The sequence below is a fragment of the Cupriavidus sp. FW305-3-2-15-C-LB2 genome, assembly GCF_058787575.1.
Genome location: NZ_JBYSZW010000072.1, coordinates 1 through 25,948 on the forward strand (window position 1 = coordinate 1; position 25,948 = coordinate 25,948).

General features: G+C 67.7%; 24 protein-coding genes. 12 read left to right on the plus strand and 12 right to left on the minus strand.

Annotated elements, in window-relative coordinates; genetic code table 11:
• Positions 1 to 92: 92 nt before the first annotated feature.
• Positions 93 to 782, minus strand: a complete 690-nt coding sequence (locus AC3WRR_RS32945) for a response regulator (RefSeq protein WP_010812223.1) — start codon at positions 780 to 782, stop codon at positions 93 to 95.
• 226 nt (positions 783 to 1,008) lie between these two features.
• On the opposite strand from AC3WRR_RS32945, the gene recA reads away from it, so the two are divergent.
• From recA to AC3WRR_RS32985, 8 genes are all read left to right on the plus strand, one after another.
• Positions 1,009 to 2,073, plus strand: a complete 1,065-nt coding sequence (gene recA, locus AC3WRR_RS32950; RefSeq protein ID WP_010812222.1) for a recombinase RecA — start codon at positions 1,009 to 1,011, stop codon at positions 2,071 to 2,073.
• Positions 2,074 to 2,174: 101 nt separating this feature from the next.
• Positions 2,175 to 2,651: a recombination regulator RecX gene (recX, locus tag AC3WRR_RS32955; RefSeq protein ID WP_011614566.1), complete on the plus strand. Its 477-nt coding sequence runs from the start codon at positions 2,175 to 2,177 to the stop codon at positions 2,649 to 2,651.
• Between the two features lie 143 nt (positions 2,652 to 2,794).
• Positions 2,795 to 3,490 (plus strand): DUF2889 domain-containing protein, encoded by a 696-nt coding sequence (locus AC3WRR_RS32960; RefSeq protein ID WP_011614567.1) that lies wholly within the window; start codon positions 2,795 to 2,797, stop codon positions 3,488 to 3,490.
• 89 nt (positions 3,491 to 3,579) lie between these two features.
• Positions 3,580 to 4,746 (plus strand): ADP-forming succinate--CoA ligase subunit beta, encoded by a 1,167-nt coding sequence (gene sucC, locus AC3WRR_RS32965; protein WP_492299266.1) that lies wholly within the window; start codon positions 3,580 to 3,582, stop codon positions 4,744 to 4,746.
• A 99-nt stretch (positions 4,747 to 4,845) separates the two neighbouring features.
• Positions 4,846 to 5,727: a succinate--CoA ligase subunit alpha gene (sucD, locus tag AC3WRR_RS32970; protein WP_011614568.1), complete on the plus strand. Its 882-nt coding sequence runs from the start codon at positions 4,846 to 4,848 to the stop codon at positions 5,725 to 5,727.
• Positions 5,728 to 5,962: 235 nt separating this feature from the next.
• Entirely contained in the window at positions 5,963 to 6,658 is a 696-nt protein-coding gene (locus AC3WRR_RS32975) for a TerC family protein (RefSeq protein WP_058698367.1), read from the plus strand.
• 318 nt (positions 6,659 to 6,976) lie between these two features.
• Positions 6,977 to 7,447: a pilin gene (locus tag AC3WRR_RS32980; protein ID WP_454749245.1), complete on the plus strand. Its 471-nt coding sequence runs from the start codon at positions 6,977 to 6,979 to the stop codon at positions 7,445 to 7,447.
• A gap of 99 nt (positions 7,448 to 7,546) precedes the next feature.
• Entirely contained in the window at positions 7,547 to 9,346 is a 1,800-nt protein-coding gene (locus tag AC3WRR_RS32985; protein WP_492299269.1) for a PglL family O-oligosaccharyltransferase, read from the plus strand.
• A 1-nt stretch (position 9,347) separates the two neighbouring features.
• Here AC3WRR_RS32985 and AC3WRR_RS32990 read toward each other — a convergent pair whose 3' ends face one another.
• The 3 genes from AC3WRR_RS32990 to moaC form a co-directional block, all read right to left on the minus strand.
• Positions 9,348 to 9,863 carry a hypothetical protein gene (locus AC3WRR_RS32990; RefSeq protein WP_492294543.1) on the minus strand — a complete coding sequence of 172 codons (516 nt, stop codon included), beginning with the start codon at positions 9,861 to 9,863 and terminating at the stop codon, positions 9,348 to 9,350.
• A 14-nt stretch (positions 9,864 to 9,877) separates the two neighbouring features.
• The gene (locus AC3WRR_RS32995; protein ID WP_011614573.1) at positions 9,878 to 10,312 is read right to left on the minus strand and encodes a hypothetical protein; all 435 of its coding nucleotides are present in this window, start codon (positions 10,310 to 10,312) and stop codon (positions 9,878 to 9,880) included.
• 229 nt (positions 10,313 to 10,541) lie between these two features.
• Entirely contained in the window at positions 10,542 to 11,021 is a 480-nt protein-coding gene (gene moaC, locus AC3WRR_RS33000) for a cyclic pyranopterin monophosphate synthase MoaC (protein ID WP_492299271.1), read from the minus strand.
• 97 nt (positions 11,022 to 11,118) lie between these two features.
• Between moaC and AC3WRR_RS33005 the strand changes: the two genes are divergently transcribed.
• On the plus strand, positions 11,119 to 12,957 hold the full coding sequence (locus AC3WRR_RS33005; RefSeq protein ID WP_037025090.1) for a beta-barrel assembly-enhancing protease: 1,839 nt from the start codon (positions 11,119 to 11,121) through the stop codon (positions 12,955 to 12,957).
• 9 nt (positions 12,958 to 12,966) lie between these two features.
• Here AC3WRR_RS33005 and AC3WRR_RS33010 read toward each other — a convergent pair whose 3' ends face one another.
• The 6 genes from AC3WRR_RS33010 to AC3WRR_RS33035 form a co-directional block, all read right to left on the minus strand.
• The gene (locus AC3WRR_RS33010; RefSeq protein ID WP_010812209.1) at positions 12,967 to 13,557 is read right to left on the minus strand and encodes a DUF2946 family protein; all 591 of its coding nucleotides are present in this window, start codon (positions 13,555 to 13,557) and stop codon (positions 12,967 to 12,969) included.
• 40 nt (positions 13,558 to 13,597) lie between these two features.
• Complete coding sequence (locus tag AC3WRR_RS33015; RefSeq protein ID WP_037025088.1) at positions 13,598 to 14,692, minus strand: YheT family hydrolase; 1,095 nt, start codon at positions 14,690 to 14,692, stop codon at positions 13,598 to 13,600.
• 46 nt (positions 14,693 to 14,738) lie between these two features.
• Complete coding sequence (locus tag AC3WRR_RS33020; protein ID WP_010812207.1) at positions 14,739 to 15,179, minus strand: YybH family protein; 441 nt, start codon at positions 15,177 to 15,179, stop codon at positions 14,739 to 14,741.
• A gap of 31 nt (positions 15,180 to 15,210) precedes the next feature.
• Entirely contained in the window at positions 15,211 to 16,233 is a 1,023-nt protein-coding gene (waaF, locus tag AC3WRR_RS33025) for a lipopolysaccharide heptosyltransferase II (protein WP_010812206.1), read from the minus strand.
• Positions 16,234 to 16,351: 118 nt separating this feature from the next.
• The gene (locus tag AC3WRR_RS33030) at positions 16,352 to 16,546 is read right to left on the minus strand and encodes a zinc-finger domain-containing protein (RefSeq protein ID WP_010812205.1); all 195 of its coding nucleotides are present in this window, start codon (positions 16,544 to 16,546) and stop codon (positions 16,352 to 16,354) included.
• Positions 16,547 to 16,643: 97 nt separating this feature from the next.
• Complete coding sequence (locus AC3WRR_RS33035) at positions 16,644 to 17,564, minus strand: branched-chain amino acid transaminase (RefSeq protein ID WP_010812204.1); 921 nt, start codon at positions 17,562 to 17,564, stop codon at positions 16,644 to 16,646.
• A gap of 172 nt (positions 17,565 to 17,736) precedes the next feature.
• Here AC3WRR_RS33035 and AC3WRR_RS33040 point away from each other — a divergent pair, with 172 nt between their 5' ends.
• On the plus strand, positions 17,737 to 20,751 hold the full coding sequence (locus tag AC3WRR_RS33040; protein ID WP_492299273.1) for an SNF2-related protein: 3,015 nt from the start codon (positions 17,737 to 17,739) through the stop codon (positions 20,749 to 20,751).
• A 181-nt stretch (positions 20,752 to 20,932) separates the two neighbouring features.
• On the plus strand, positions 20,933 to 21,952 hold the full coding sequence (locus AC3WRR_RS33045; RefSeq protein WP_439671274.1) for a Bug family tripartite tricarboxylate transporter substrate binding protein: 1,020 nt from the start codon (positions 20,933 to 20,935) through the stop codon (positions 21,950 to 21,952).
• Positions 21,953 to 21,968: 16 nt separating this feature from the next.
• On the opposite strand, the gene AC3WRR_RS33050 is transcribed toward AC3WRR_RS33045, so the two are convergent.
• The gene (locus tag AC3WRR_RS33050; RefSeq protein WP_439671275.1) at positions 21,969 to 23,111 is read right to left on the minus strand and encodes a helix-turn-helix transcriptional regulator; all 1,143 of its coding nucleotides are present in this window, start codon (positions 23,109 to 23,111) and stop codon (positions 21,969 to 21,971) included.
• Positions 23,112 to 23,211: 100 nt separating this feature from the next.
• Positions 23,212 to 24,318 carry a helix-turn-helix transcriptional regulator gene (locus AC3WRR_RS33055; protein ID WP_439671276.1) on the minus strand — a complete coding sequence of 369 codons (1,107 nt, stop codon included), beginning with the start codon at positions 24,316 to 24,318 and terminating at the stop codon, positions 23,212 to 23,214.
• 382 nt (positions 24,319 to 24,700) lie between these two features.
• On the opposite strand from AC3WRR_RS33055, the gene AC3WRR_RS33060 reads away from it, so the two are divergent.
• Complete coding sequence (locus AC3WRR_RS33060; protein ID WP_011614581.1) at positions 24,701 to 25,897, plus strand: phosphoglycerate kinase; 1,197 nt, start codon at positions 24,701 to 24,703, stop codon at positions 25,895 to 25,897.
• Positions 25,898 to 25,948 lie beyond the last annotated feature (51 nt).

Below are 25,948 nucleotides of genomic sequence, written 5' to 3' on the forward strand. Positions count from 1 at the left end.
GGGGCGGGGCACGCGCCGCCAGGGCAGTCGCAGCAGGCTCATCTCGGCGAGGTTGCGCTCAGGTCAGTCGCGTGGCCTGCGGTGGGGTCGGATCAGTGATGCGTGGCCACCGCCGGCTGGAATTTCTCCAGGCAGTAGCCAAGCCCGCGCACGGTGGCGATGCGGATGCCGCCGACTTCGATCTTCTTGCGCAGCCGGTGCACGTAGACCTCGATGGCGTTGTTGCTGACTTCCTCGCCCCATTCGCACAGGTGGTCCACCAGCTGCTCTTTCGATACCAGGCGGCCGCTGCGTGTGAGCAGGATCTCCAGCAACCCGATCTCGCGCGCGGACAGGTCCAGCATCTGCTCGTTGAGATAGGCGATGCGTCCGACCTGGTCGTAGGCCAGCGGCCCGTGCCGCATCAGCGTGGCGCCGCCGCCGGCGCCGCGCCGCACCAGCGCGCGCACGCGCGCTTCAAGCTCGGACAGGGCAAAGGGCTTGGCCATATAGTCGTCGGCGCCCAGGTCCAGGCCCTTGACGCGCTCGTCGACGCTGTCGGCGGCGGTCAGGATCAGCACCGGCAGCATGGCGCCGCGCGCGCGCAGGCGCTTGAGCACTTCCAGCCCGGACATGCGCGGCAGGCCCAGGTCCAGGATCAGCAGGTCGAAGGTCTGGGTCGACAGCGCGGAATCGGCTTCCAGGCCGTTGGTGACGTGGTCGACGGCGTAACCCGAGTGGCGTAGCGAGCGCGTCAGGCCGTCCGCCAGCACGTCGTCATCTTCGGCGATCAGAATGCGCATGGTTGTCTCCACCCTGGCCGGCATAGCCGGCGCCGGCGGAATGGGGCGCGATGGGGCTTGCCAAGCATACTGTTTTTTTATACAGTACCCGCACGTTCCGCTGGGGCTGCCCGGGGAGACCCCCTGGAGAGCGGCCGCGCAGACAGCCGGGCCGGCGCTGGAGCCGGAAAATGCCGGTGCCGCGCCACATGCGGCCTATTTATACACCATTGATTCAAGGACGACCATGGACGACAAGAAGGCAGGTGCCGGCGTGAGCGCCGAGAAGCAGAAGGCGCTTGCCGCCGCGCTCTCCCAGATCGAGAAGCAGTTCGGCAAGGGCTCGATCATGCGCCTGGGCGACGGCGAGGTCGAGAAGGACATTCAGGTGGTATCCACCGGTTCGCTCGGCCTGGACATCGCGCTTGGCGTCGGTGGCCTGCCGCGCGGCCGCGTGGTCGAGATCTATGGTCCGGAATCGTCGGGCAAGACCACGCTGACGCTGCAGGTCGTGGCCGAGATGCAGAAGCTGGGCGGCACCTGCGCCTTTATCGACGCCGAGCATGCGCTGGACGTCAGCTACGCCAACAAGCTGGGCGTCAACGTCGGCGACCTGCTGATCTCGCAGCCGGACACCGGCGAACAGGCGCTGGAAATCACCGACGCGCTGGTGCGCTCGGGCTCGATCGACCTGATCGTGATCGACTCGGTGGCGGCGCTGGTGCCCAAGGCCGAAATCGAAGGCGAAATGGGCGATTCGCTGCCCGGCCTGCAGGCCCGCCTGATGAGCCAGGCGCTGCGCAAGCTGACCGGCACCATCAAGCGCACCAACTGCCTGGTGATCTTCATCAACCAGATCCGCATGAAGATCGGCGTGATGTTCGGCTCGCCGGAAACCACCACCGGCGGCAACGCGCTCAAGTTCTACGCCTCGGTGCGCCTGGATATCCGCCGCATCGGCTCGATCAAGAAGGGCGACGACGTGATCGGCAACGAGACCAAGGTCAAGGTGGTCAAGAACAAGGTCTCGCCGCCGTTCCGCGAAGCCTTCTTCGACATCCTCTACGGCCAGGGCATCTCGCGCCAGGGCGAGATCATCGACCTGGGCGTGGACGCCAAGATCGTCGAGAAGTCCGGCGCCTGGTACAGCTACAACGGCGACAAGATCGGCCAGGGCAAGGACAACGCGCGCGAATACCTGCGCGAGAACCCTGACATCGCCGACGAAATCGAGAACAAGGTGCGCGCGGCGCTGGGCGTGGTGGCCATGAACCCCACGGCGGCTGCCACGCCGGTAGCGGTCGAAGACTGACCGCGCCAGCGGCCATTGCGCCATCCGGAAGGCCGGGGCATCGCCGATGCCCCGGCCTTTTTGCTTGGCGCGGACCCCTCCATCCACAGATTCCGGCAACCATGGCAACCCGTCCCCCGCTTTCGCTGAAGGCCCGCGCCGTCGGCTACCTGTCTCGCCGCGAGCACAGCCGCGCCGAACTGGCGCGCAAGCTGGCGCCGCATGCCGAGTCGGCCGAGCAGCTGGAGCAGTTGCTGGACGCGCTGGAGCGCGAGAACTGGCTGTCGAACCAGCGCTTTGCCGACAGCCTGGTGCACCGCCGCGGCGCCCGCTACGGCACCGCGCGCGTGATGCAGGAAGCCAAGACCCACAAGCTCGGCAGCGAGCAACTGGGCGATCTGCAGGAGCGGCTGCGCGCCACGGAAGTGGAGCGCGCCCGTGAGGTCTGGCGCAAGCGCTTCGGCACCCCGCCGGACACGCCCGAAGCGCGGGCCAGGCAGATCCGCTTCATGGTGGCGCGCGGGTTCTCGCGTTCGGTCGTCGGCAAGATCATCCAGGGTGCGGACGAAGACTATGGCGACGACGGTGGCGAGGCCTGATGCGCCATGGTCGGCCGACAATCCCGCTGCGACAGTTGCTGCACAAGGATGTTCCCGGCCAAAGCGGCGCGGCATGTTAAACTCCCCCGGTTTTCGGTGCTCCGGCACCGCCGTTCCCCAGCCCCCGTATTTCCAGCCTGGCCATGCCTCTGTCCCAGCCCGTCAACCGCTCCCAGCGTCACCGTCGCGCCATTACGGCCGAGGCGTACCAGAGAGAGGACGGCTTGTGGGATATCGAGGTGCGCCTGACCGACACCAAGCCTCGCGACATCGAACTGGCCGGCGACCGCGTCCGCCCGGTAGGCCAGCCCCTGCACGACCTGTGGTTGCGCGTCACGATCAATGAGGAAATGACGGTGCTGGATGCCGAGGCCTGCTCGGACTGGGTGCCGTATCCATCTCATTGCGACACGATCGGCCCGGCTTACCGCAAGCTGATCGGCCTGAACCTGCGCAAGGGCTTTCGCAAGGCCGTGCGCGAGCGCCTGGGCGGCATGCACGGTTGCTCACACCTGACCGAGGCCGCTGGCGTGCTGCCCAGCACGGCGATCCAGGCCTTTGCCGGTGAAGTCATCAATATCCGCGACAACGGCGAGGACGACCCGAATCCGGAGCCGCCCTATCAGTTGAACGGCTGCCACGCCCTGCGTTTCGATGGCGAGGTGGTTCGTCAGTTTTACCCGCGCTGGTATGGTCACCAGCCGACGCCCAAGGTACGGGCCGAGGCAGCACCTGCCGTCGCAACTGCGCCTCAGGCGCCGCCCGCGGCCAATGGCGACCGCGGCAATGATGGCAACGACGCTGTCCCGGCCGAGCGGCCGACCGGCACCTCCGGCTGATTCTCAGGATTGGCCAGCCTGACGAGAGAGTTCGTCTTCTTTCAGATTCTTCCCTTCTACCTTTTACGCCTACCCGAAAGGAAACACGCATGAATATCCATGAGTATCAAGGCAAGGAAATCCTGCGCAAATACAATGTGCCGGTTCCGCGCGGCATCCCCGCGTTCTCGGTTGACGAGGCCCTGAAGGCCGCAGAAACGCTCGGCGGCCCGGTGTGGGTCGTCAAGGCTCAGATTCATGCGGGTGGCCGCGGCAAGGGCGGCGGCGTGAAGGTTGCCAAGAGCATCGACGACGTCAAGACCTACGCTTCGAACATCCTGGGCATGCAGCTGGTCACGCACCAGACCGGCCCGGAAGGCAAGAAGGTCAACCGCCTGCTGATCGAAGAAGGCGCCGACATCAAGAAGGAACTGTACGTTTCGCTGGTGGTGGACCGTGTTTCGCAGAAGGTCGCGCTGATGGCCTCGAGCGAAGGCGGCATGGACATCGAAGAAGTCGCCGCCCACAGCCCGGAAAAGATCCACACCCTGATCATCGAGCCGTCGGTTGGCCTGACCGACGCTGACGCCGACGACATCGCCCGCAAGATCGGCGTGCCCGACGCTTCGGTTGCCCAGGCTCGCCAGGCCCTGCAAGGCCTGTACAAGGCGTTCTATGAAACCGACGCTTCGCTGGCTGAAATCAACCCGCTGATCCTGACCGGCGACGGCAAGGTCATCGCGCTGGACGCCAAGTTCAACTTCGACTCGAACGCGCTGTTCCGTCACCCGGAAATCGTGGCCTATCGCGACCTGGATGAAGAAGACGCCAACGAAATCGAGGCCTCGAAGTTCGACCTGGCCTACATCTCGCTGGACGGCAACATCGGCTGCCTGGTGAACGGCGCCGGCCTGGCCATGGCCACCATGGACACCATCAAGCTGTTCGGCGGCGAGCCGGCCAACTTCCTCGACGTGGGCGGCGGTGCCACCACCGAGAAGGTGACCGAAGCCTTCAAGCTGATGCTGAGCAACCCGAACGTGCAGGCCATCCTGGTCAACATCTTCGGCGGCATCATGCGTTGCGACGTGATCGCCGAAGGCGTGATCTCCGCGTCCAAGGCCGTGCACCTGACGGTGCCGCTGGTCGTGCGCATGAAGGGCACCAACGAAGACCTCGGCAAGAAGATGCTGGCCGATTCGGGCCTGCCCATCATCTCGGCCGACACGATGGAAGAAGCCGCCCAGAAGGTGGTGGCCGCTGCCGCTGGCAAGTAAGCCGTCGCACGAACGCAACCATACGCGAACGCGGGCGGTGCGCAGGCGCTTTGATGCGCCCTCGCGCGCGCCGCTCGTAGCCAAGCAAAGGATTACAGCATGTCGATTCTGATCAACAAAGACACCAAGGTCATCACCCAGGGCATCACCGGCAAGACCGGCCAGTTCCACACCCGTGGCTGCCGCGACTACGCCAACGGCAAGAACTGCTTCGTCGCGGGCGTGAACCCGAAGAAGGCCGGTGAAGACTTCGAAGGCATTCCCATCTACGCCAGCGTCAAGGACGCCAAGGCTCAGACCGGCGCCACCGTGTCGGTCATCTACGTGCCGCCCGCAGGCGCCGCTGCCGCGATCTGGGAAGCCGTTGACGCCGACCTGGACCTGGTGGTCTGCATTACCGAAGGCATCCCCGTGCGCGACATGATGGAAGTCAAGGACCGCATGCGCCGCGAGAAGAAGAAGACCCTGCTGCTGGGACCGAACTGCCCGGGCCTGATCACGCCGGACGAAATCAAGATCGGCATCATGCCGGGCCATATCCACAAGAAGGGCCGCATCGGTGTGGTGTCGCGCTCGGGCACGCTGACGTACGAAGCCGTGGGCCAGCTGACCGCGCTGGGCCTGGGCCAGTCGTCGGCTGTCGGCATCGGTGGCGACCCCATCAACGGCCTGAAGCACATCGACGTGATGAAGATGTTCAACGACGATCCGGAAACGGACGCCGTGGTCATGATCGGTGAGATCGGCGGTCCGGACGAAGCCAACGCGGCTTACTGGATCAAGGAAAACATGAAGAAGCCGGTGGTTGGCTTCATCGCTGGCGTGACCGCGCCTCCGGGCAAGCGCATGGGCCACGCCGGCGCGCTGATCTCGGGCGGTGCCGATACCGCCCAGGCCAAGCTGGAAATCATGGAAGCCTGCGGTATCAAGGTGACCAAGAACCCGTCGGAGATGGGCCGCCTGCTGAAGGCAATGCTGTAAGTCGTACCTCGCCATTCCAGCGAGCGCTGGAATGGCGAACCAGGCAATGCCCCCGCCCGCGCGGGGGCATTGTCATTCTGGAGGACGGATTCGGCGTGGCTTCCGGCACGAAACATTACAGGATTGAAATCTAATCGAAAGGTTCGTGCGGTAAACAGTCATGTCCGTGTTTCGAGACATCCGAAATCCCGTCAGATGACGGGTGTGCAACCTATAAAATTCGAGGAGCCCTCCCGTGGAACTGCTGTCTTCCACCACATTCTGGATTGCGTTGGGATCGATCATCCTGACCAATATCGTCCTGTCCGGCGACAACGCGGTGGTGATCGCGCTCGCCTCGCGCAACCTGCCGCCCGCCCAGCAGAAGAAAGCCATCTTCTGGGGCAGTGCCGCCGCCATCATCATGCGCGTGGTGCTGACCGTGGCCGCGGTCAAGCTGCTGAGCCTGCCGTACCTGAAGATCGTCGGTGCCGTGCTGCTGGTCTACATCGGCGTGCAACTGCTGACCGGCGATGACGATGAGGAAGGCCACGACGGCAAGGACAATATCTGGGCCGCCATCCGCACCATCCTGATCGCGGACCTGGTGATGTCGCTCGACAACGTGGTGGCCGTGGCCGCTGCCGCACAGAAGGGCCCCGAGGGCAGCCAGCTGATGCTGCTGATCATCGGCCTGGGCCTGTCGATCCCGCTGATCGTGTTCGGCAGCACGCTGTTGCTCAAGGTCATGGAGCGCTTCCCGGTGATCATCGTGCTGGGTGCCGCGCTGCTGGGCTACCTGGCCGGCGAAATGCTGGTCAGCGACCCGGTCGACGCCGCCTGGTTCGAAGTCCACGTGCCGCACGCCCACCTGGTATTCGGCGCCGCCGGCGCGATCCTGGTGGTGATCATGGGCAAGCTGCTGAGCCGCCGGTCGGCACAGGCCGCCTGACGAGATTTCGCCCAGGCGAGAAGGGCGGCCAGCTGGCCGCCCTTTTTCGTTGGCGTGCCGGCAAGGCGGCCGTCGGTGCCTTGGCCAACTAACTCATGTGAGTGATCGCACATTTTGTCGCTTCGCGCGGTGGTAGCGAGCGCAAGTGACAAATTTTGGCGCATACGGCATGCATCCCCCTGATGGGTGACGAAATTTGTCGCTTTTCACCCCCAACCGATGGGGGATGCCGCTGGCACGGTTACTGCTCAATAGTCCCCGCGTCACGAAACCGAAGACGTGCAACGCTCAACTAAAATCTCTTCGAGGGGTCAAATCATGCAACGGGTACAACAACTGAAGAAGCTGGGCCGTCGTGTCCAGAAGGGCTTTACGCTGATCGAACTGATGATCGTGGTTGCGATCATTGGTATTTTGGCGGCTATTGCGATTCCGCAGTATCAGGATTATGTGACGCGGTCGCGTTGGTCGGACGTCTATTCGCAAGTTGCCCCTTTGAAAATGGCCATCGCTGAGTGCAGTCAAGTCAATAACGGCGTAATCGATGCCAAATGCGATACTGATGTACTCTTGAAGACGGCCACTGGCTATCCGGCACTTCCGGCGCCGACCAATGCCACTGTAACCTTGACCGCGAAGACCGGGGCAGTTGTGATGACGGGTAAGGCTGCACTGCTCGGTTGTGAAGTCACGCTGACTCCGGACAATACTAGCAACGCGAACGCGATTAAATGGGCAGCTACCAACACTGGTGCCGCGCCCTGTACCAAGGCAAAAACGGGTATCTGATTCTGTCTGATTGCTACCTAAAGAAGAAGCGCCTTCGGGCGCTTTTTCTTTAGGTAGCGCCCAAGCTATCATGCGCCTTTCCCCTAACCAGGCGCCTCAATGCCGCCGTCCCGGACCAACATCCCGTCGGCTGCCCTCATCGCAGCCATCGTCTTTCCGCTGCTAGTCTCCCGGCACACGCTGCCGCTCGCGACGTTCTACGGCGAATGGACCGCCGCGCTCTGCGCGCTCGCCGTCCTCGCGATCCATGCGGGTCGCCGCCCAGTGGCATCGCCTGGAGTGTCGCTGCCGTGGGTGACACTGCTGTTTCTCTGGCTGGTCGTCGTCGGACTTGTCTCGGGCGCCACTGGCCATCACGACATCACTGGTAGCCGCCTCACCACCATCCTCACGCTGTTCCTGGGCGCAGCGGTGACATGCGCCGCATGGTCGTACCGAGGCACGCCTGCGGCATCCACTCAGAACATCGGAGACACCCTCGCCACCGCCTTCTTCATCGCCGGCCTGCTGGGCACCCTCACGCAATGGGTGCAGCTGTTCCATCTCGAACCCCGCGCCTTCGGCCTCGTCTCCAGCTATTTCTACGACAACAACCGCCGCCTGTGGGGCAACCTGAACCAGCCCAATCACCAGGCCACCGTTGAAGGCCTGGCGCTGGTGGCATCCGTGTGGCTGGCCTCGCGTGGCCGCCTACGTTTCCCGATGTGGCTAGCCGCCGTGGCCCTGCTGGAAAGCGGCATCGTGCTATCCGGTTCGCGCACTGGCGTGCTGCATGTTGGCCTCGCTGCGATCTACGCGCTGGTCGCGGCGTGGCTCACGCGAGGCGGGCGGCGCGACTCGGACCCAATGCAGCGGCCAGTCGGTCTGCTCGTCGCAGCCGTAGCAATGGTGGCGATGCTACTGATCCTGCAACCCGCAATCCGCGCCGCAGGGCAAGCCTTCGACTGGCGTCTGTTCGACACCATCGCGCAACTCGAAGCCGAAGACCAGATGTCCGCGCGCGGCGCACTGTGGACCCACGCGCTGGCAATGTTCCGCTCCCACCCGTGGTTCGGCGTCGGCTGGGGCGAGTTCGGCTGGGCGCAATTCCAGCAGTTGCAGCAAGTCGGCGTGAAGGTGGAGATGTCCCTGCACGCCCACAACGCCATCCTCGACCTGCTGGCAAAGACGGGCATCGTCGGTACCGCCGGCGTAGGCCTGATCCTGCTGGCGTGGCTATGGCGCGTGATTCGCGTTCGCTTGTGGCACGGCGATAGCGAAGAGCGCAAGCAGACCGTGCTGGTTCTCACCTGGCTGGCGATGCTGTGCGCGCATTCGATGCTCGAATACCCGCTGCATTATCTCTATTTCTTCCTGCCGTTCTGCTTCATGCTCGGTTGGCTGGAGCCGTCGGGTTTCGGGCGTTGGCGCGTGCCGATGCCAGTGGCGCGTGGGCTGGCGCTCGCGTTTGTCGTGGTGGCTATGGCCGTGCTGGCCACCATGTGGCAAGACTACCGCCGCGCCGAAGCCCGCGAATACGCCAGCAGCGAAGGCCGCAACGCCTTGCCGATGCCGCGCTTCTGGTTCCGCCAGCACGCGCAGGCCGACGCTGCCGGCCTGGCCACCATTACGCCGGCCAATGCGGCAGAGTTGTTGCCCGCCCACATCGCCGCCGTCCACCTGCTGCCTACGCCGACCATGATCGCGCGCACCGCATGGCTGCTGGCGCTGACCGGCGATCCTGCGCAAGGCCGCCAGTGGATGGAACGGCTGCGCTGGTACTACCTTGGCGATGAAGTCGCGCAATACGCCGAGATTGCGAAGGCCTGCCGCGACCTGACGCCAGACGAACGCCCGCAGGCATTCTGCGCATGGGTCGGCGACCGTTCGCGTCGGTATTCCGAATGGCGCCGGGACTGACCTAGTAGTACGGATACGGGCTGTAATAGACCGGCGGCGGAGGCGGCGGATAGTAGTAGTACCGCGGTGCCGGCGGCGCAGCGGCGACGCGTCCGGGGGCCGGCACGCGGTTGCCGCTGGCGTACATGCACTGAACGTAGGCGGCATCGTATTGCTGTTGCGTGCCGTAACCCGCGTACTGGGCATTGCCAGCGCCGACCGCCGCGCCAGTCAGCAGGCCGACGCCCGCACCCACCGCCGCACCCGATCCGCCATTGAACGCCGCGCCCGCCGCTGCGCCCAGCGCGGTGCCGACCACGGCGCTGCCGACGGCGGCATTGTTGGCGGCCTGCGAGGATGAGACACCGCCCACCCGCCCGAAGGCGAACTGGCGGCAGTTGTAGTCGTCGGCGCGGAACTGGTCGAAGCTCTTGCCGGTGCCCGGCAGTACCATCACGCTGGGGCCGGCAGGCATCACGGCGCAGGCGCCGAGGGTCAGGGTGGCCACGGCCAGCGTGGCGCGGGTCAGGGTATGCATGGTGTCACCCCGCATCAGGAGTTGGCCGGCGGCTGTGCCGGTATGCGCTGCCAGCCGCCGGGGCAGGCCTGCACATAGGGGTAGTAGCCTTCGGGCTGGTCGCAGTGGTACCACCAGCCCTGCTGCGGCGCTACGCCGTCCGGGCCGGGGACCGGCACGGGGCCGTTCGGACCCTGTTCGATGTACTGCGGCGGCGCCGCGGGTGCGGTGACCACGGCGGGCGGGTAGTAGTACGGGGCGGGGTAGCCATACGGGTAGCCGCCATAGAACACGCCGGGCCCGAAATAGAGGCCCACGCCGACGCTTGTGCGTGTCTTGATGAAGCCGCCGCGTGCGTCGCTATCGTGCAAAGCGGCATCGTGGAGATCGGCCCGCCCGGCGAGGGCGGCGCCGCTTGCGGCCGTGGCCGCGAGTGCCAGGGCGATCTGGCAGAGCATGCGCCCGTTCATGGTATCCACCTCATCCCCGCGCGCACCGCATGGCACGCCACGGACAGGGTCAGCAGGCCGCAACCAGCGGCGGGCCTGCAATCATATTGAATACCAAATTGTCCCGCGCCGGCGCCACGGCGGCCCGGCTGGAAATGCGGCGTTACCTCTATTACCGGGGAACGACCCTGGCGTAAGACATCGTGACACTGCCCATCGCGGCGCGTGTTGCAGGCGTCACGTGCGGAGGTCAGCCGGCCGCCACCCAATCCCCCGACTTGCCCCCATGCTTTTCCAGCAACTTCACATTGCCCATCACCATGCCGCGGTCCACCGCCTTGCACATGTCGTAGATCGTCAGCAGCGCCACCTGCACGCCGGTCAGCGCTTCCATCTCCACGCCGGTCTGGCCGCGGGTTTCGGTGCGCACGGTGCAGGCTACGGTGGCGGTGGCCTCGTCCAGCGCGAACTCGACCGCCACCTTGGTCAGGCCGATCGGGTGGCATAGAGGGATCAGGTCGGCGGTGCGCTTGGTGGCCATGATCGCCGCCACGCGGGCGATGCCGATCACGTCGCCTTTCTTGGCGCTGCCGTCGCGCACCAGCGTGAAGGTGGCTGGCTGCATGGTGATGGTGCCGGTGGCCACGGCGACGCGGTGGGTGCTGGCCTTGTCGCCGACGTCGACCATGTGGGCTTGTCCGGCGGTATCGAAATGGGTGAGCTGGGTCATGATCGAGAGCTTCAGTGCGAACTGCGTGCTGGTGGCCGCCGGCGTCCCTGGGAAGCATCCGATGGGAACGGCCACGGGAGGCCGCTATCATAGCAACATGCCAAAACACCCATCGCTTCGCAGGTCTGCCGCACGCGGCCCCGGCGCCGTGGCGGACGCTGTTCCCGCCGGCTCCGCGTCACATCGCGCAGGCGCCGGCCATTGCCGCGCTGGCGGCGCATGGACGCCATGGCGGCGGCCGCTGGCGGCGCTGCTGGCGCTGACGTTCGCGGCACCGGCCTGGCCTCAGGGTACGCCGCGCACGGCCCCGGCGCCAGCCACGCCGGTGGCGGCTGCGCCCGCGGCCCGGCCCCCGCAGCCGGTGCCCGCCATCTCGGGCGAGGCCAGCGACCAGGTCTATGACAACCTGAACCGCAGCGTGAAGGCGGGCCAGAAGTCCGAGTTCGGCCTGCGCACCAACAACGCGGTGGTGGAGGCCGGCGGCGTGCAGTTGCCGGACCTGGGCGACCCGTCCACGGCGTCGCTGTCGCCCGACATGGAAAAGCGCCTGGGCGACCGCATCATGCGCGATATCCGGCGCGACCCGCTGTACGTGCCGGATCCGCTGCTGTCCGATTACCTGAACGCGCTGGGCTACCGGCTGGTGCAGGCGGCGCGGCGCCAGAATATCTCCGGCTCGACCGGTGCGGGCACCTTTGCCACCGGCTTTGACCTGTTCGCGGTGCGTGACCGCAGCATCAACGCGTTTGCGCTGCCGGGCGGCTATATCGGCGTGCATACCGGGCTGCTGGTGCAGTCCGATACGGAATCGGAACTGGCCTCGGTGCTGGGCCATGAAATCGGCCACGTGATGCAGCGGCATATCGCGCGTGGCATCACCTCGCAGGACCAGTCGATGTGGATCGCGCTGGCCTCGATGGTGCTGGCGGGCCTGGCCGCCACGCGCAGCCCGGACGCCGCGGCGGCGCTGGCCATGGGCGGGCAGGGCGCGGCCATCGCCAACCAGCTGTCGTTCTCGCGCGGGGCCGAGCGCGAGGCCGACCGGGTCGGCTTCCAGATCCTGACCGCGGCGGGGTTTGACCCGCAGGGCATGCCCGATTTCTTCATGCGGCTGCAGCGCGCATCGGGGACCGCGGAAAATTCGGTCCCGTCTTATGTGCGGACTCACCCGCTGACCTCCGAGCGGATTGCCGACATGCAGGACCGCGTCAGCCATGCCAGCAAGCGCAAGGTCGCCAACACGCCTGAATACGAGTTTGCGCGGATGCGGGCCCGCGTGATCCAGGAATCGTCGCCCAGCGACCTGCAGAACCTGCGCGCGGCGCTGCGCACGCAACTGCCGGGAGCAACGGCACTGCGTGCTCCGGCGCTGCACTACGGCCTTGCCTTCACCGAACAGCGGCTGGGCCGCTACCCGGCCGCCGAACAGGAGCTGGCCGAGGCGCGACGTCTCTACGGCAATATTCCCGGCGCCTCCTCGGGCAGCCCCATGCTGGACGTGATGGCGGTGGAACTGGCGCGCGCGCAGGGCCGCGTGCCCGAGGCGCTGTCCCAGGCCAGCGCGTCGATGAAGGCGTTCCCGCTGTCGCATGCGGTGGCGATTGCCTATGCCGATACCCTGGTCGGCTCAGGCCGCTATGAAGAGGCCGTGCGCTTCCTGCGCGAACGCACGCGCCAGGAGACCAGCCGCAGCGAATGGTGGGAGCTGCTGGCGCGCGCCTACGCGGGCCAGGGCAAGCGCTTGCAGCAGCACCAGGCGCTGGCCGAGAAGTATGCGATGGACGGCGCCTACCAGGCCGCGATCGAGCAGTTGCAGATCGCGCGCAAGGCCGGCGACGGCGACTTCTACACGCTGTCCGAGGTCGATGCGCGCCTGCACCAGCTGGAGCGCCAGTACCGCGAGGACAAGCAGGACAGCAAGGGCATGCCTAACTGAGGCAGGCGTTCAGCCAGCCGGCGGCGCCGGCTGGCGCACGAAGCCAAAGCGCCTGGGCACCTCGCTCTCGGCAACCGGCTCGATCGGGATGTCGCGGCCATCGTGGTGGAATACGCCCAGGTCAGTGCCGCAGGCTTCGCCATGCCAGGTGCTGGCGCCGCTGAACAGTTCCAGGTCGTGGTCGTGCAGCAGGGCGGCCTGCTGTGCCGGCGGGCTGCCTTGCGCCATGCCCTCGACCGTGCCGGCCAGCACCACGTTGCCGTGCTCGTCGGCGTAGCAGGCCTGCAGCGTGAAGGCCTGCTGCGTGGTCGTGCGCAGCGCGCCTTCATGCAGCCGCACCACCCACGGCGCATAGCCCAGCGAAACGAACACCCGCTGCGGGCCGTTCTGGAAGTACCAGGCGCCGCGCTCGTCGCACAGGTAGTTGCGTTCGATAAAGCCGATCAGCGCTTCATGGCGGATGGGGTCGCCCGAAAGCCCGTGCTGCTGGGCGTACTCATTGCGCAGGCGCCACTGGCCGCGGCGGTCCAGTGCCAGCCAGCCGTAGGCGTTGGGCACGTTGGGCCAGCGTGCCATGGCTTGCCTGACGATCTCGTCCATGTCTGTCTCCTCGGCGGGCCGTGGGGGGACTGCGCCCGCCTCACATCATGCCGTCAAAAAATCTCAGGATCCGTGCCGGCAACCATTCGATGTCGCCGCTGAAGCGCCCGTCGGGCAGCAGGGGCAGGTGCCGGCGCCAGCCCTCGGGCGGGGTCATGAAGCCGACATGGCCGCCGTGCTCGGGCTGTTCCAGCCATACCTGGGGGCTGGCGTCGGCCGGACCGGGCAGGTGCCGGGCCGGCAGGAAGGGATCGTTGCGCGCATTGAGCACCAGCGTGGGCACGGCGATGTCGCGCAGCACGGGTTTGCTGGCGGCGCGGCGCCAGTAGTCGTCGGTATCGACAAAGCCATGCAGCGGCGCGGTGACGACGTTGTCGAAGGCGTACAGGTCGCGGCTGGCCAGCATCGTGTCGCGGTCGAACAGCCCCGGGAACTGCCCCAGCTTGGCCAGCGACTTGCGCTTGAGCGTCTGCAGGAACATGCGCGTATAGACCAGGTTGAAGCCGGCCGACAGCGCCGCGCCGCCGGCAGCCAGGTCCAGCGGCGCGGAGATCGCCGCGGCCGCATGCACGTGGCCGGCGCTGGTGCCGTCCTCGCCCAGGAAGCGCAGCAGTGCGTTGCCGCCCAGCGAGATCCCCACCACCAGCAGCTTGCGCCCGTTGGCGCAATGGCGCTGGCGCATGCGTTCCAGCACCCAGCGGATCTCGGCCGAATCGCCCGAATGGTAGAAGCGCGGTGCCAGGTTGAGCTCGCCCGAGCAGCCGCGGAAATGCGGGACCACGCCCTGCCAGCCGCGCAGGGACAGCGCATGCATCAGCGCCTGCGCGTAGTGGCTGCCGGAATCGCCCTCCAGGCCGTGGAACATCACCACCAGCGGCGTGTCCGGGCGCACCGGGTGGGTGGTCCAGTCGAGGTCGATGAAGTCCTGGTCGGGGGTATCCCAGCGCTCGCGGCGGAAGCTCACGCGCGGCGGGCGGCGCGTGAAGCGCGCGGGGATGATGGTCTGGGCATGGCCGCCGCGCAGCCACCAGGGCATCGGCACGCCTTCGCCGTAGCCATGGCCGGGCGCCGTGGCGGGATCAGCCTGGGCGGCGTGGACGGCCTGGGGAAGGCGGTGGTGCGGAAGCTGCGTCATGCCGGCGTGGTGTTGCAGCAGGCCGCGGCGCGGCGGCCATGCGGGTTCAGTGCAGCGCCTGCCCCGGCGCGGCGGCCACGGCGGCAACCTGCACCGCGTTGGCCGGGCTGCAGTGGATATGCGCCAGGCGCCAGCCTTCGTGGTTCTGCATCAGTACATAGGTGGTGTGCACGTACAGGTCGGCCTCGACGCGGTCGCCGCCGAAGCGCAGCGCCTCGGTCACGTCGAAGATCGACACGGCCATCGACGCATGGCTGCTGGTCTCGATTGCATCGACCAGCACCGGCTGTTCTTCCAGCAGTTGCAGGAAGGCCTGGCGCAGCTGTTCGTGGCCGATCAGGCGCTGGCCGTCGGGCAGCACGCAGGTGATCGAGTCTTCGTCCAGCCACAGGCGCAGCGCGCCGTCTGCGTCGCGCAGCTTCAGCGCTTCGCGAAAGGCTTCGACGATGTCTTCGGCGGAATCGAACAGGCGGGCAAAGCGAGGCATGGTGGCAGTAGAAGTGGCGAGGGCAGTGAGGTCAGGGCCGGTGCAGCAGCTTGCGCAGCTCGACGAACACCATTTCAGGTTCGATCTCTTTCAGGCAGCGCAGGTGGCCCAGCGGGCACTCGCGCTTGAAGCAGGGACTGCACTCCAGTTGCAGCCACATGATACTCGCTGCCTGTGACAACGGCGGCGTGTGGCGCGGGTCGCTCGAGCCGAACACCGCCACCTGGGGCCGGTTCAGCGCCGCGGTGACGTGCATCAGGCCGGAGTCGTTGCAGACCGCGGCTTCGGAGAGCGCCAGCAGGTCCACGGCGTCATCCAGCGAGGTCTGGCCGCACAGGTTGCGCACGAACGGGGCCTCGCTGACGATCTCGGCGGCGATCTCGGCGTCCTTGGCCGAGCCCAGCGTGATCATCTGCGCATACGGGTAGGAACGCCGCAGCATCTGCGCGAGCCTGGCGAAATGCCCGGCCGGCCAGCGCTTGGCCGGGCCGAACTCGGCACCCGGGCAGAACGCGATCACGCGCGTGTGCGGGGCGATGCCAAAGCGCTCGGCGGTGGCCGCCATGCGCGTCGGGTCGACGCGCAGGCGCGGCTCGGGCAGGTCTTCGGGCAGGCGCGCGCCGGGCTTGAGCGCCAGGCGGGCGTAGTGCTCCACCATCGGCGGGCGCTTGTCGCGCGGCGGGTTGGCGTGGCGCACGTTGAGCAGGCCGAAGCGGGCTTCGCCGCGGTAGCCGATGCGCAGCGGGATGCCGGCCAGCCAGGGGACCAGTGCCGACTTGAGCGAGTTCGGCAGCACGTAGGCGAGGTCATAGCCTTCGTTCTTGAGCTGCTGCGCGAACATCAGCCGTGCCGACAGCTGCAGCTTGCCGTGCGCGAGGTCGGACGGGAACACGCGGCCGATCTCCGGCATGCGCGCGAGCACGGGCGCGACCCACTTGGGCGCGAGTGCGTCGATAACCAGGCGCGGATGGCGCGCCTTGAGCAGCGCAAAGAGCGGCTGCGCCATCAGGGCGTCGCCGATCCAGTTGGGGGCGATGACGAGGGCTTTCTTCATGGGCGGGGCGCTTGGAGCCGGCACGGGAGCGTCGGCGCGGACGCCGGCAATGCCGACGCTCCGGGGCGCCTGCAAGCGGCCCGGAGCGTCAGGATCGTGCGAATGCGGGCGGCTCGGGTCAGTGGTGGCCCTTCAGCACGGTGCCCGGCTTGAGCTTGTAGACGGTGCCGCAGTACGGGCACTTGGCTTCGCCGGTGTCTGCCACGTCGAGGAACACGCGCGGATGGTAGTTCCATGCCGGGGTGTTGGCGGTCGGGCAATGCAGCGGAATGTCTTCAGCGCCGATTTCGATGATGGTGGCGGTTTGCGTCATGGTGTTGCAGGGAGTGATGCTTATTGTTCGATGAAAACAGAGGGTGTGCCTCGCCCGGCAGTGCCGGGCGCGCGCAACAGGGGCTGGCAGCCGGTGCTCAGACCAGCGTCAGCCACTTCTTGTACTTTTCGTTGGTGCCGCCCACGGCGGCAAAGAACGCGTCCTGGATCTGCTTGGTCACCGGGCCGCGGCGGCCTTCGCCGATGACGCGGTCGTCCAGTTCGCGGATCGGCGTGACTTCGGCGGCGGTGCCGGTGAAGAAGGCTTCGTCGGCGCAGTACATCTCGTCGCGGGTGATGCGCTTTTCACGCACCTCGATGCCCAGGTCGCGCGCGATGGTCAGGGTGGCGTCGCGGGTGATGCCGTCCAGGCACGAGGCCAGGTCCGGGGTGTAGATCACGCCGTTGCGCACGATGAAGACGTTCTCGCCCGAGCCTTCGCTGACATAGCCCTCGGTGTCGAGCAGCAGCGCTTCGTCGTAGCCCAGGCCGGTGGCTTCCTGGTTGGCCAGGATCGAGTTGATGTAGTAGCCGCTCGCCTTGGCGCGCACCAGCGACACGTTGACGTGGTGGCGCGTGAACGACGAGGTCTTCACGCGGATGCCGCGCTCCATGCCTTCCTCGCCCAGGTAGGCGCCCCACGGCCAGGCCGCGATTGCCACGTGGATGGTGTTGCCCTTGGCCGAGACGCCCAGTTTCTCGTCGCCGACCCACACGATCGGGCGGATGTAGCAGGATTCCAGCTTGTTGGCGCGCACCACTTCTCGCTGCGCCGCTTCCAGCGTGGCCTCGTCGAAGGGCATGACCATCTGGAAGATCTTGGCCGAATTGAACAGGCGGCGGGTGTGCTCCTTCAGGCGGAAGATGGCGGTGCCTTCGGGGGTCTTGTAGGCGCGTACGCCCTCGAACACGCCCATGCCATAGTGCAGCGTATGCGTCAGCACGTGGATCTTGGCGTCGCGCCATTCGATCAGCTTGCCGTCCATCCAAATCTTGCCGTCGCGATCCGCCATCGACATGTCTGTTCTCCCTGCGCCGTGGAAATAGCAAAAACGATATTGTAAGCCCGGGGGGCATGGGTCACAACGCGGTGCGGGCGCCGCTGCGGTCTAGAATTCTCTTTTTCGGGCATTCTTGCCCTGTTCCGCGCACCGTGCCGCCGCGCTGGCGGCCTTGATTCCCACACTCGCCGTGCCTTTGACCCCACATCCCGGACCCGATGTCCCGCCTGACAGGGCTTCCGACCCCGGCGGCGCGTCCGCGCCGCAGGCCGGCTGGCAGCAGGCGCTGGAGGCGCTGCGCGCGCTCGCCGGCAGCGAGCCTGCCGCCGGGGGCGAAGGCGGCAGGCGCCTGCTGTGGGCGCTGACGCTGGATGCCGACGGCGCGCCCGGCACGATCGAGCCGCTCGAGCAGGTGCGCGGCGCGCGCGGCTGGGGCAAGCCCAGGCCGGTGCCGCTGGCGCGCGTGGCCGAGGACGACCGGCTGGAGCCGTGGGACGCCCGCGTGGCCCGCGCCATCCGCCGCGACCAGTCGCACAACCGGCGCTACGTGCTCGACCGCGCCGCCGCGGCGATGGCGCTGGTGGGGCACCCGGGCGTGGTGCTGGCGCATGCGCCGTCGCAGACGCTGGAGGTGGTGGAGGACGCGCCCGCGCTGGAAGCGGTGCGCAGCGCCGGCCGCTACGTGCTGCGCATGTTCCCGCCGGTGCGCGAGGCGCCGGCGATGGAAGCCTTGCTGCCGGCCGCCGCGCGCCAGGAGGCCGAGGCCCTGCGCCAGCTCACGGTGGTGCGCGACGGCCCGCACCGGCTGCGGCTGATCCGCTTTACGCCGGCGCAGTTCGAGGCTGCCCGGCTGATCGGCGATGGCCTGGCGATCCCGGAGGACGGCCACGCCCAGCTCGACCAGACCTTGCGCGCGCTGGCCGGCCAGTTCCAGGTCCAGGCCGACCAGGCGGGCGGATCGCGCGCGGTGGAGGCTGACGCGCGCCTGCGCGCCGAGGTGGCACCGTTGGGCGGGCTGGCGGGGCGCGGCATTTCGCTGCGGCTGGTGGTGACGCCGCTGGGGCCGCTCGGGCCGCGGCTCGCGCCCGGCGCCGGACGCGAGCGCCTGATGGCGGCGGTGCGCGGCGAGACCCTGGCCACGCAACGCGACCTGGATGCCGAGCTGGCCAGCGTGGCCGAGGTCTTCGCGGCATTGCCGCAGCTGGTGGCGCTGGCGCCGCCGGGCGGCGAATACACCTGGATGCTGGACGATCCGGAGGACGCGCTCGCCGTGGTCGAGGCGCTGCCCGGACTGCCCGCCGTGCAGGCCGTGGAATGGCCGCGCGGCAAGGAGATTCGCGTGCTGCCGGCCGACCTGCGGCAGCTGGGCGTGCAGATCGAGAGCCGCGGCGCGTGGTACCGGCTGGCCGGCGAGCTGCGCGTGGCCGAGGGGCTGGTGCTGGAGCTGGGCAAGCTGATCGACTGGACCGGCAGCCACGCCGGGCGCTTCGTGCCGATGGGGCAGGGCGTCTACGTGGCGCTGACGCGCACGCTGCGCGGCCGGCTGCGCGACCTCGCCGGCGTCGGTGAGCATGTGCCCGACGGCATTCGCGTCCCGCAGATGGCCACGCCGTGGCTGGATGACGTGCTGGCCGGCGCCGGCGTCGATCCCGATGCGCATTTCCGCCAGCGCATCGCCCGGCTGCGCGCCGCGCGCGAGGCTGACATCGCGCTGCCTGCCACGCTGGCGGCTGAGCTGCGGCCCTACCAGGAGGCTGGCTACCGCTGGGCCATGACGCTGGCGGCCTCGGGCCTGGGCGCCTGCCTGGCCGACGACATGGGCCTGGGCAAGACCCTGCAGGCGCTGGCGGTGCTGGTGGCGCGCGCCGGCGGCGGCGCCGCGCTGGTGATCGCGCCGACTTCGGTGTGCGGCAACTGGGCGGCCGAGGCGCGGCGCTTTGCGCCCACGCTCAACGTCCATGTCTATGCCGAGGGCGATCGTGAGACGCTGCTGGCGCAGGCCGGGCCGCATGACCTGGTGATCATCTCGTACACGCTGCTGCAGCAGGCCAGCAAGGCGTTCTGCGCGCGCGAATGGCATACCGTGGTCGCGGACGAGGCGCAGGCCTTCAAGAACGCGGTCACGCGGCGGGCGCAGGCCATGTTCGCGCTGCCGTCGGGCTTCCGCATGGCGCTGACCGGCACGCCCGTGGAGAACCGGCTGGCCGAGCTGTGGTCGGTGATGCGGTTCTGCAATCCGGGCTTGCTGGGCTCGCTGGCCCGCTTCAACGAACACTTTGCCAACCCGATCGAGCGCGGCGGCATGCGCGAGGCGCGCCAGCGGCTGCGCCGCATGATCGCGCCGTTCGTGCTGCGCCGGACCAAGGCGCAGGTGCTGGACGAACTGCCGCCGCGCACGGAGCTGGTGATCCGGGTCGAGCCCGAGCCGGTCGAAGCCGCGCACTACGAGGCCCTGCGCCGCCAGGCCCAGACCGAGGCCGAGGCCGCGCTGGCGCGCGTGGAAGCGGCACGCAAGGCCACCAAAGGCGCGCCTGCCGGGGCCCGTGCGCGCGCCCTGGCGCAGGCCCAGCACCAGGCCCAGGCGCGCATCCACGTGCTGGCGCAGCTGATGCGGCTGCGGCGCGCCGCGTGCGACCCGCGCCTGGTCACGCCGGAACTCAGCGGCCAGCTGTCCGAAGGCGCCAAGGTGCGCGCCTTTGTCGAGCTGGCCAGCGAGCTTGCCGCGAGCGGCCACAAGACCCTGGTGTTCAGCCAGTTTGTCGACTTCCTGCAGCTGCTGCGCCAGGGGCTGGAGCGCGCCGGGCTGGCGCTGCAGTACCTGGACGGCGCCACCCCCGCGGCCGAGCGCACCCGCCGCGTGGCCGCCTTCCAGGCGGGCGAGGGCGATGTCTTCCTGATCAGCCTGAAGGCCGGCGGCTTCGGCCTGAACCTGACCGCGGCCGACTACGTGATCATTGCCGACCCCTGGTGGAATCCCGCCGCCGAAGACCAGGCCATGGGCCGGGCGCACCGCATCGGCCAGCAGCGCCCGGTGACGGTGTACCGGCTGATCAATGCCGGCACCATCGAAGAGCGCATCGTCGACCTGCACCGCGACAAGCGCGCGCTGGCCGACGGGCTGCTGGAGGCCGACGACGACAGCGCCGCGGGAACCGGCGCGCCGCTGCCGGACGTGGACGAGCTGGTGGGGTTGCTGCGGCGCTGAGGCGATGCCGAGGAGGCGTACATATGCCCCGATCGAATACCCTCAAGCGAACACGGTCGTTTGGTTTTGGCAGGAACCTTGCTATCGTGTGGCGCTGGCCCGGGGCTCAGATCCCGGTCATCATTGTGCCGACCCGCCGCGCCGGGTCTTATCTTGCTGATACTTACCGACGGTGCCCCCCATGCCTACTTCGTCCCGCCTGCTTCCGCGCTTGTCCTTCCGTTCCGCTACCGGCCTGGCCGCGCTGTGCGCCGCCGCTGCCATCAGCACGGTCAGCTCGCCCGCCCGCGCGCAAGGGGAGTGGCCGACGCAGCCGGTGACGATCCTGATGGGCTTTACTGCCGGCTCCGGCGTCGACATCGTCGGCCGCACGCTGCAGGAGCCGCTGCAGAAGTCGCTGAAGACCACCATCATCTACGACTACCGGCCGGGCGCCGGCGGCAACGTCGCCTCCGAGGTGGTCGCGCATGCCAGGCCGGATGGCTACACGCTGCTGCTGGGCACCGCCGCCACGCACGGCATCAACCCGGCGCTGTACAAGAACCTGCCGTTCGACGCCGAGGCCGATTTCACCCCGATCGCGCCGCTGGTCGAGGTCTCCAACGTGCTGACCGTCAACCCGGCGGTGCTGGACGTGAAGTCGGTCAAGGAGTTTATCGAGAAGGTCAAGGCCAACCCGGGCAAGTACAACTTTGCCTCCACCGGCAACGGCACCGGCACGCACCTGGCCTTTGCCGAGTTCAATGCGCGCGCCGGCCTGGACATGGTCCACGTGCCCTACAAGGGCGGCCCCGACGCGCTGCAGGCGGTGGTGAAGGGCGAGGTCTGCTGCATCTTCAACCAGGTGCAGAGCGTGCTGCCGCAGTACCGCGCCGGCAAGGTGCGCCTGCTGGGCGTGACCACCAAGCAGCGCGTGCAAGTGATTCCCGACGTGCCGACCATTGCCGAGAGCGGCCTGCCCGGCTTCAACAGCACCATCTGGTTCGGCTTCTTCGGGCCCAAGGGGCTGGATCCGAAGATCGCGCGCAAGGTCAACGATGCGGTGAAGGTGGCGCTGGAAACGCCGGCGATCCGCCAGAAGCTGATCGATGCCGGCAACACGCCGCGGGTCGAGACCGTGGATCAGTTCAAGGCTACGGTGAAGGGGGATCGGCAGAAGTGGGCGGGGGTGGTCAAGACCGTGGGCGCGTCGATCGACTGACGCGCGCCGGCCTCGGTCAGGTCCGTACCCCCAGCCGCGTGAGCAGGTGCGCCAGTTGCGCCTGCGTGCCCGTCCCGGTCTTGGTGAAGATCGCCTTGAGTTGCGTGCGCCCGGTCTCGCGCCGGATGCCGATCAGCTCGCACGCCTCGGGCAGGCCGATGCCCGATGACAGCTGCAGTGCCAGCCGGGTCTCGGCCGGAGTGAGGCCGTAGAGGTCGCGCAAAACGGCTGGCAGCGTCATCGGCGCGGTGCCGGGCTCGTGGATCGCCACCAGCACGCTGGGGCGCTGCCAGTCCATCGCCAGATGGTGTGCCGGCGGCAGCGGCAGCAGCACGACCTGGGCCTGGCGGCCGGCGCTGTCGACCGCACGCAGCGCCTGCGCCGGCTGCGGGTTGGCGGGGTTGCATGCCGCCCGCAGCGCCTCGGCAAACGGGCGCGACAGCTGCCAGTCGGCTTCCTCGCGCACGGCTATGGCGGGCGGCGCCACGGCGCGGGTCTCGACCGACACCGCCGGCAGCAGCCGGCGCACCCACGTCTCGCCAATGCTGTTGGCCATCAGCGGCTTGCCGTCGTCGCGGAACACGATCACGCCGAACGGCAGCCGCTCCATCAGTTGCGCCGACGCATGCGCCAGTGTCGACACCTGGTGGGTGCGGTCGCGCAGCGCCATCGCATGGCGCACGTGCGGGATGGCCCAGTCGAGCGCGCGCGCGTCTTCGGGCGAATAGTGGTCGTGGCCCTGCGGGCGCTGCAGCGACAGGAACACGTCGTAGTGCGGCTGGCGCTCGATCAGGCAGGCCATCACCGATGACTGTTCGAATTGCCGCAGGAACTCGCCGTAGAAGGGCGACTTGCGCATCGCCTGCGCGCCCAGCTCGCGTGAATCGATATACCAGTTGCCCACCGACATGCGCCTGGCGAACGGCAGGGCCGGGTCGATGGCTACGTAGTGTTCGCTGTAGGCGGCCACCGCCTCCGGCATGGGGTTGACCTCCTGGTTCACCAGCACGCGCTCGTTGACGGTGTCGAGCACCAGCAGATGGGCATGCGTGCTGCCGCTGGCCTGGCACAGCGCGCCCAGGCTGCGCTGCCAGGCATCGGCATCGAAGATCCCCTCGTACAGCGCGCGAATGGTGTCGTGCATCTGTGTGTCGCTCATGGCTTCCCTTCTTTTTACTTCTTGTACTTTTAGCACTTTTTTCGCGGGGCAACGGGCGGGCCGCAGGCGCGGCGCCGGCCCGCTGCCGGGCGCGTGGTGTTCAGGCCTCGTCCAGCGCCGCGCCCAGGCGCGAGAGCAGATGCGTCAGCTGGGCCTGGCTGTTGCAGCCGGTCTTGTGGAATATGGCCTTGAGCTGGGTGCGCGCGGTTTCGTGGCGGATGTTCAGCTGCTGGCTGGCTTCGGGCAGACCCTGTCCGGTGGCGAGCTGGGTGGTCAGCCGGGTCTCCGCCGGGGTCAGTCCGTACAGGTCGCGCAGCACCGGCGCCAGCAACAGCGGCGCGCTGTCCTGCTCATGCACGATCACCAGCGCCGCCGGTTCCTGCCATGGCGCGGCAAACGCGTGCGAGGGCGGCAGCGGCAGCACGATCACCTGCGCGCAGGCACCGTTGCCGTCGGTGGCGCGGGCGGCCTGCGCGGCGACCGCGCGCTGCGGATCGCAGGCGGCCTGGACCATGTCGGCGAACGGGCGCGACAGGTTCCAGTCCGACACCTTGCCGGCCGGGTCCAGGCGCCGCGCCCAGCGCTCGCCGGCGCGGTTGCTCAGCAGCACCTGGCGCTGCGGCGAGAACACCAGCAGGGCAAAATTGAGCCGCTCCACCAGCTGCGTCGACAGCCGCGCCAGCACCGTCAGCCCCAGCGTGCGGTCGCGCATGGCCATGGCGCTGCGCATATGCGGGATGATCCAGTCCATGCCGCGGGTGTCGTCGGGCGAGAACAGCGGCTGCGTGCGCGCGCGCTGCATCGAGAAATAGACTTCGTAGTGGGGCTGGCGCTCGACCAGGCAGGCCACGTAGGAGCGCAGGTCGTAGCGGTGGAAGAAGTCGCGGTAGAACGGATGGCGGGCCATGGTGCCTTCGCCCAGTTCGCGCGCGTCGATATACCAGTCGCCCGGCCGAAGGCGCGGCGCGTACTGCTTGGCCGGATCGATGGCCTGGTAGTCCGATTCGTACTCGGAAAACAGTTCCACCACCGGATTGACGATCTCATTGACGGTGACCTGGTCGCGGACGGTGTCCCAGACCATCATCGAGGCATGTGCCGTGTCCGCCAGTTCCGTCAGGGTGCGCAGGCTCTGCTGCCAGGCACCGGGATCGAGAATGCCCTCGTACAAGCCACGGATCGCTCCGTGCATGTCGGCTTCTTTCATCTGACTCACCCCCTGCATTCGCGACAAGGAAATGCGCGGCGCCGGCGCTGCGTCTGATCGCACACCGGCTGCATTCTTTTTGGCTGCTTGTTATTTTGGCCGCCTGTTGTCATGGCCGTTTCAAGACCGGCTCTGGCGCTTTTTGCGTGTCTGTTATAGCAGACGTTGCATACATTACCGCACTCGGGGGTCAAGAGGGGCATGGAGCTGACCCTTCTTTCGTGGGGAGGTATGTCACTAGCACCCTGTGGGGTTGTCCTGAATGTGCTGCAAGGGCCGCATGCTAAGTGCGTAACGGTCCGGAATCGGCAAAGCGTTGACCACGATCAGGTAAAATGCCCGTTTCCCCGAATTCCAGCGAAATCTCGCGCCATCCATCGCCATGACCTCTGTCCTGCGTCTTTCCGACCTGATTTCCCAAGGCAAAATCTCCGGCAAGCGGGTGTTTATCCGCGCCGACCTGAACGTGCCGCAGGATGACGCCGGCAACATCACCGAGGACACCCGCATCCGCGCCTCGGTGCCGGCCATCGAGGCATGCTTGGCTGGCGGCGCCGCGGTGATGGTCACCTCCCACCTGGGCCGCCCGACCGAGGGCGAGTTCAAGCCCGAGGACTCGCTGGCGCCGATCGCCACGCGCCTGTCCGAGCTGCTGGGCAAGCCGGTCAAGCTGGTGCAGAACTGGGTCGACGGCGTCGAGGTGGCGCCGGGCCAGGTGGTGCTGCTGGAAAACTGCCGCGTGAACAAGGGCGAAAAGAAGAACAGCGACGAACTGGCCCGGAAGATGGCCAAGCTGTGTGACGTCTACGTGAACGATGCCTTCGGCACCGCCCACCGTGCCGAAGCCACCACGCATGGCATCGCCAAGTACGCCCCGATCGCCTGCGCCGGCCCGCTGCTGGCCGCCGAGATCGACGCGCTGGGCAAGGCGCTGGGCCAGCCGGCGCGCCCGCTGGTGGCGATCGTGGCCGGCTCCAAGGTCTCGACCAAGCTGACCATCCTGAAGTCGCTGGCCGACAAGGTCGACAACCTGATCGTCGGCGGCGGCATCGCCAATACCTTCATGCTGGCCGCCGGCCTGAAGATCGGCAAGTCACTGGCCGAAGCCGACCTGGTCGGCGACGCCAAAACCATCATCGACATCATGGCCAGGCGGGGCGCCTCGGTGCCGATCCCGGTCGACGTGGTGTGCGCCAAGGAATTCAGCGCCACTGCCGCGGCCACCGTCAAGGACGTCAAGGACGTGGCCGACGACGACATGATCCTGGACATCGGCCCCAGGACCGCCGCGATGCTGGCCGAGCAGCTAAAGGCTGCCGGCACCATCGTCTGGAACGGCCCGGTGGGCGTGTTCGAGTTCGACCAGTTCGGCAACGGCACCAAGGTGCTGGCCCAGGCCATCGCCGAATCGAAGGCGTTCTCGATCGCCGGCGGCGGCGACACGCTGGCGGCCATTGCCAAGTACGGCATTGCCGATCGCGTGGGCTATATCTCCACCGGCGGCGGCGCGTTCCTGGAATTCCTGGAAGGCAAGAAGCTGCCCGCATTCGAAGTGCTGGAGCAGCGCGCCGCAGGCTGACGCATCCGCCGGGCCCGGCGGTATTGCCGGGGCCCTGAACCAGGAATTCCG

Excerpts from the sequence above, each read along its gene's own strand:
- AC3WRR_RS32945 (WP_010812223.1), bottom strand. The coding sequence starts at position 782 with ATGCGCATTCTGATCGCCGAAGATGACGACGTGCTGGCGGACGGCCTG.
- recA (WP_010812222.1), top strand. The coding sequence starts at position 1,009 with ATGGACGACAAGAAGGCAGGTGCCGGCGTGAGCGCCGAGAAGCAGAAG.
- recX (WP_011614566.1), top strand. The coding sequence starts at position 2,175 with ATGGCAACCCGTCCCCCGCTTTCGCTGAAGGCCCGCGCCGTCGGCTAC.
- AC3WRR_RS32960 (WP_011614567.1), top strand. The coding sequence starts at position 2,795 with ATGCCTCTGTCCCAGCCCGTCAACCGCTCCCAGCGTCACCGTCGCGCC.
- sucC (WP_492299266.1), top strand. The coding sequence starts at position 3,580 with ATGAATATCCATGAGTATCAAGGCAAGGAAATCCTGCGCAAATACAAT.
- sucD (WP_011614568.1), top strand. The coding sequence starts at position 4,846 with ATGTCGATTCTGATCAACAAAGACACCAAGGTCATCACCCAGGGCATC.
- AC3WRR_RS32980 (WP_454749245.1), top strand. The coding sequence starts at position 6,977 with ATGCAACGGGTACAACAACTGAAGAAGCTGGGCCGTCGTGTCCAGAAG.
- AC3WRR_RS32985 (WP_492299269.1), top strand. The coding sequence starts at position 7,547 with ATGCCGCCGTCCCGGACCAACATCCCGTCGGCTGCCCTCATCGCAGCC.
- AC3WRR_RS32990 (WP_492294543.1), bottom strand. The coding sequence starts at position 9,863 with ATGCATACCCTGACCCGCGCCACGCTGGCCGTGGCCACCCTGACCCTC.
- AC3WRR_RS32995 (WP_011614573.1), bottom strand. The coding sequence starts at position 10,312 with ATGAACGGGCGCATGCTCTGCCAGATCGCCCTGGCACTCGCGGCCACG.
- moaC (WP_492299271.1), bottom strand. The coding sequence starts at position 11,021 with ATGACCCAGCTCACCCATTTCGATACCGCCGGACAAGCCCACATGGTC.
- AC3WRR_RS33005 (WP_037025090.1), top strand. The coding sequence starts at position 11,119 with ATGCCAAAACACCCATCGCTTCGCAGGTCTGCCGCACGCGGCCCCGGC.
- AC3WRR_RS33010 (WP_010812209.1), bottom strand. The coding sequence starts at position 13,557 with ATGGACGAGATCGTCAGGCAAGCCATGGCACGCTGGCCCAACGTGCCC.
- AC3WRR_RS33015 (WP_037025088.1), bottom strand. The coding sequence starts at position 14,692 with ATGACGCAGCTTCCGCACCACCGCCTTCCCCAGGCCGTCCACGCCGCC.
- AC3WRR_RS33020 (WP_010812207.1), bottom strand. The coding sequence starts at position 15,179 with ATGCCTCGCTTTGCCCGCCTGTTCGATTCCGCCGAAGACATCGTCGAA.
- waaF (WP_010812206.1), bottom strand. The coding sequence starts at position 16,233 with ATGAAGAAAGCCCTCGTCATCGCCCCCAACTGGATCGGCGACGCCCTG.
- AC3WRR_RS33030 (WP_010812205.1), bottom strand. The coding sequence starts at position 16,546 with ATGACGCAAACCGCCACCATCATCGAAATCGGCGCTGAAGACATTCCG.
- AC3WRR_RS33035 (WP_010812204.1), bottom strand. The coding sequence starts at position 17,564 with ATGTCGATGGCGGATCGCGACGGCAAGATTTGGATGGACGGCAAGCTG.
- AC3WRR_RS33045 (WP_439671274.1), top strand. The coding sequence starts at position 20,933 with ATGCCTACTTCGTCCCGCCTGCTTCCGCGCTTGTCCTTCCGTTCCGCT.
- AC3WRR_RS33050 (WP_439671275.1), bottom strand. The coding sequence starts at position 23,111 with ATGAGCGACACACAGATGCACGACACCATTCGCGCGCTGTACGAGGGG.
- AC3WRR_RS33055 (WP_439671276.1), bottom strand. The coding sequence starts at position 24,318 with ATGAAAGAAGCCGACATGCACGGAGCGATCCGTGGCTTGTACGAGGGC.
- AC3WRR_RS33060 (WP_011614581.1), top strand. The coding sequence starts at position 24,701 with ATGACCTCTGTCCTGCGTCTTTCCGACCTGATTTCCCAAGGCAAAATC.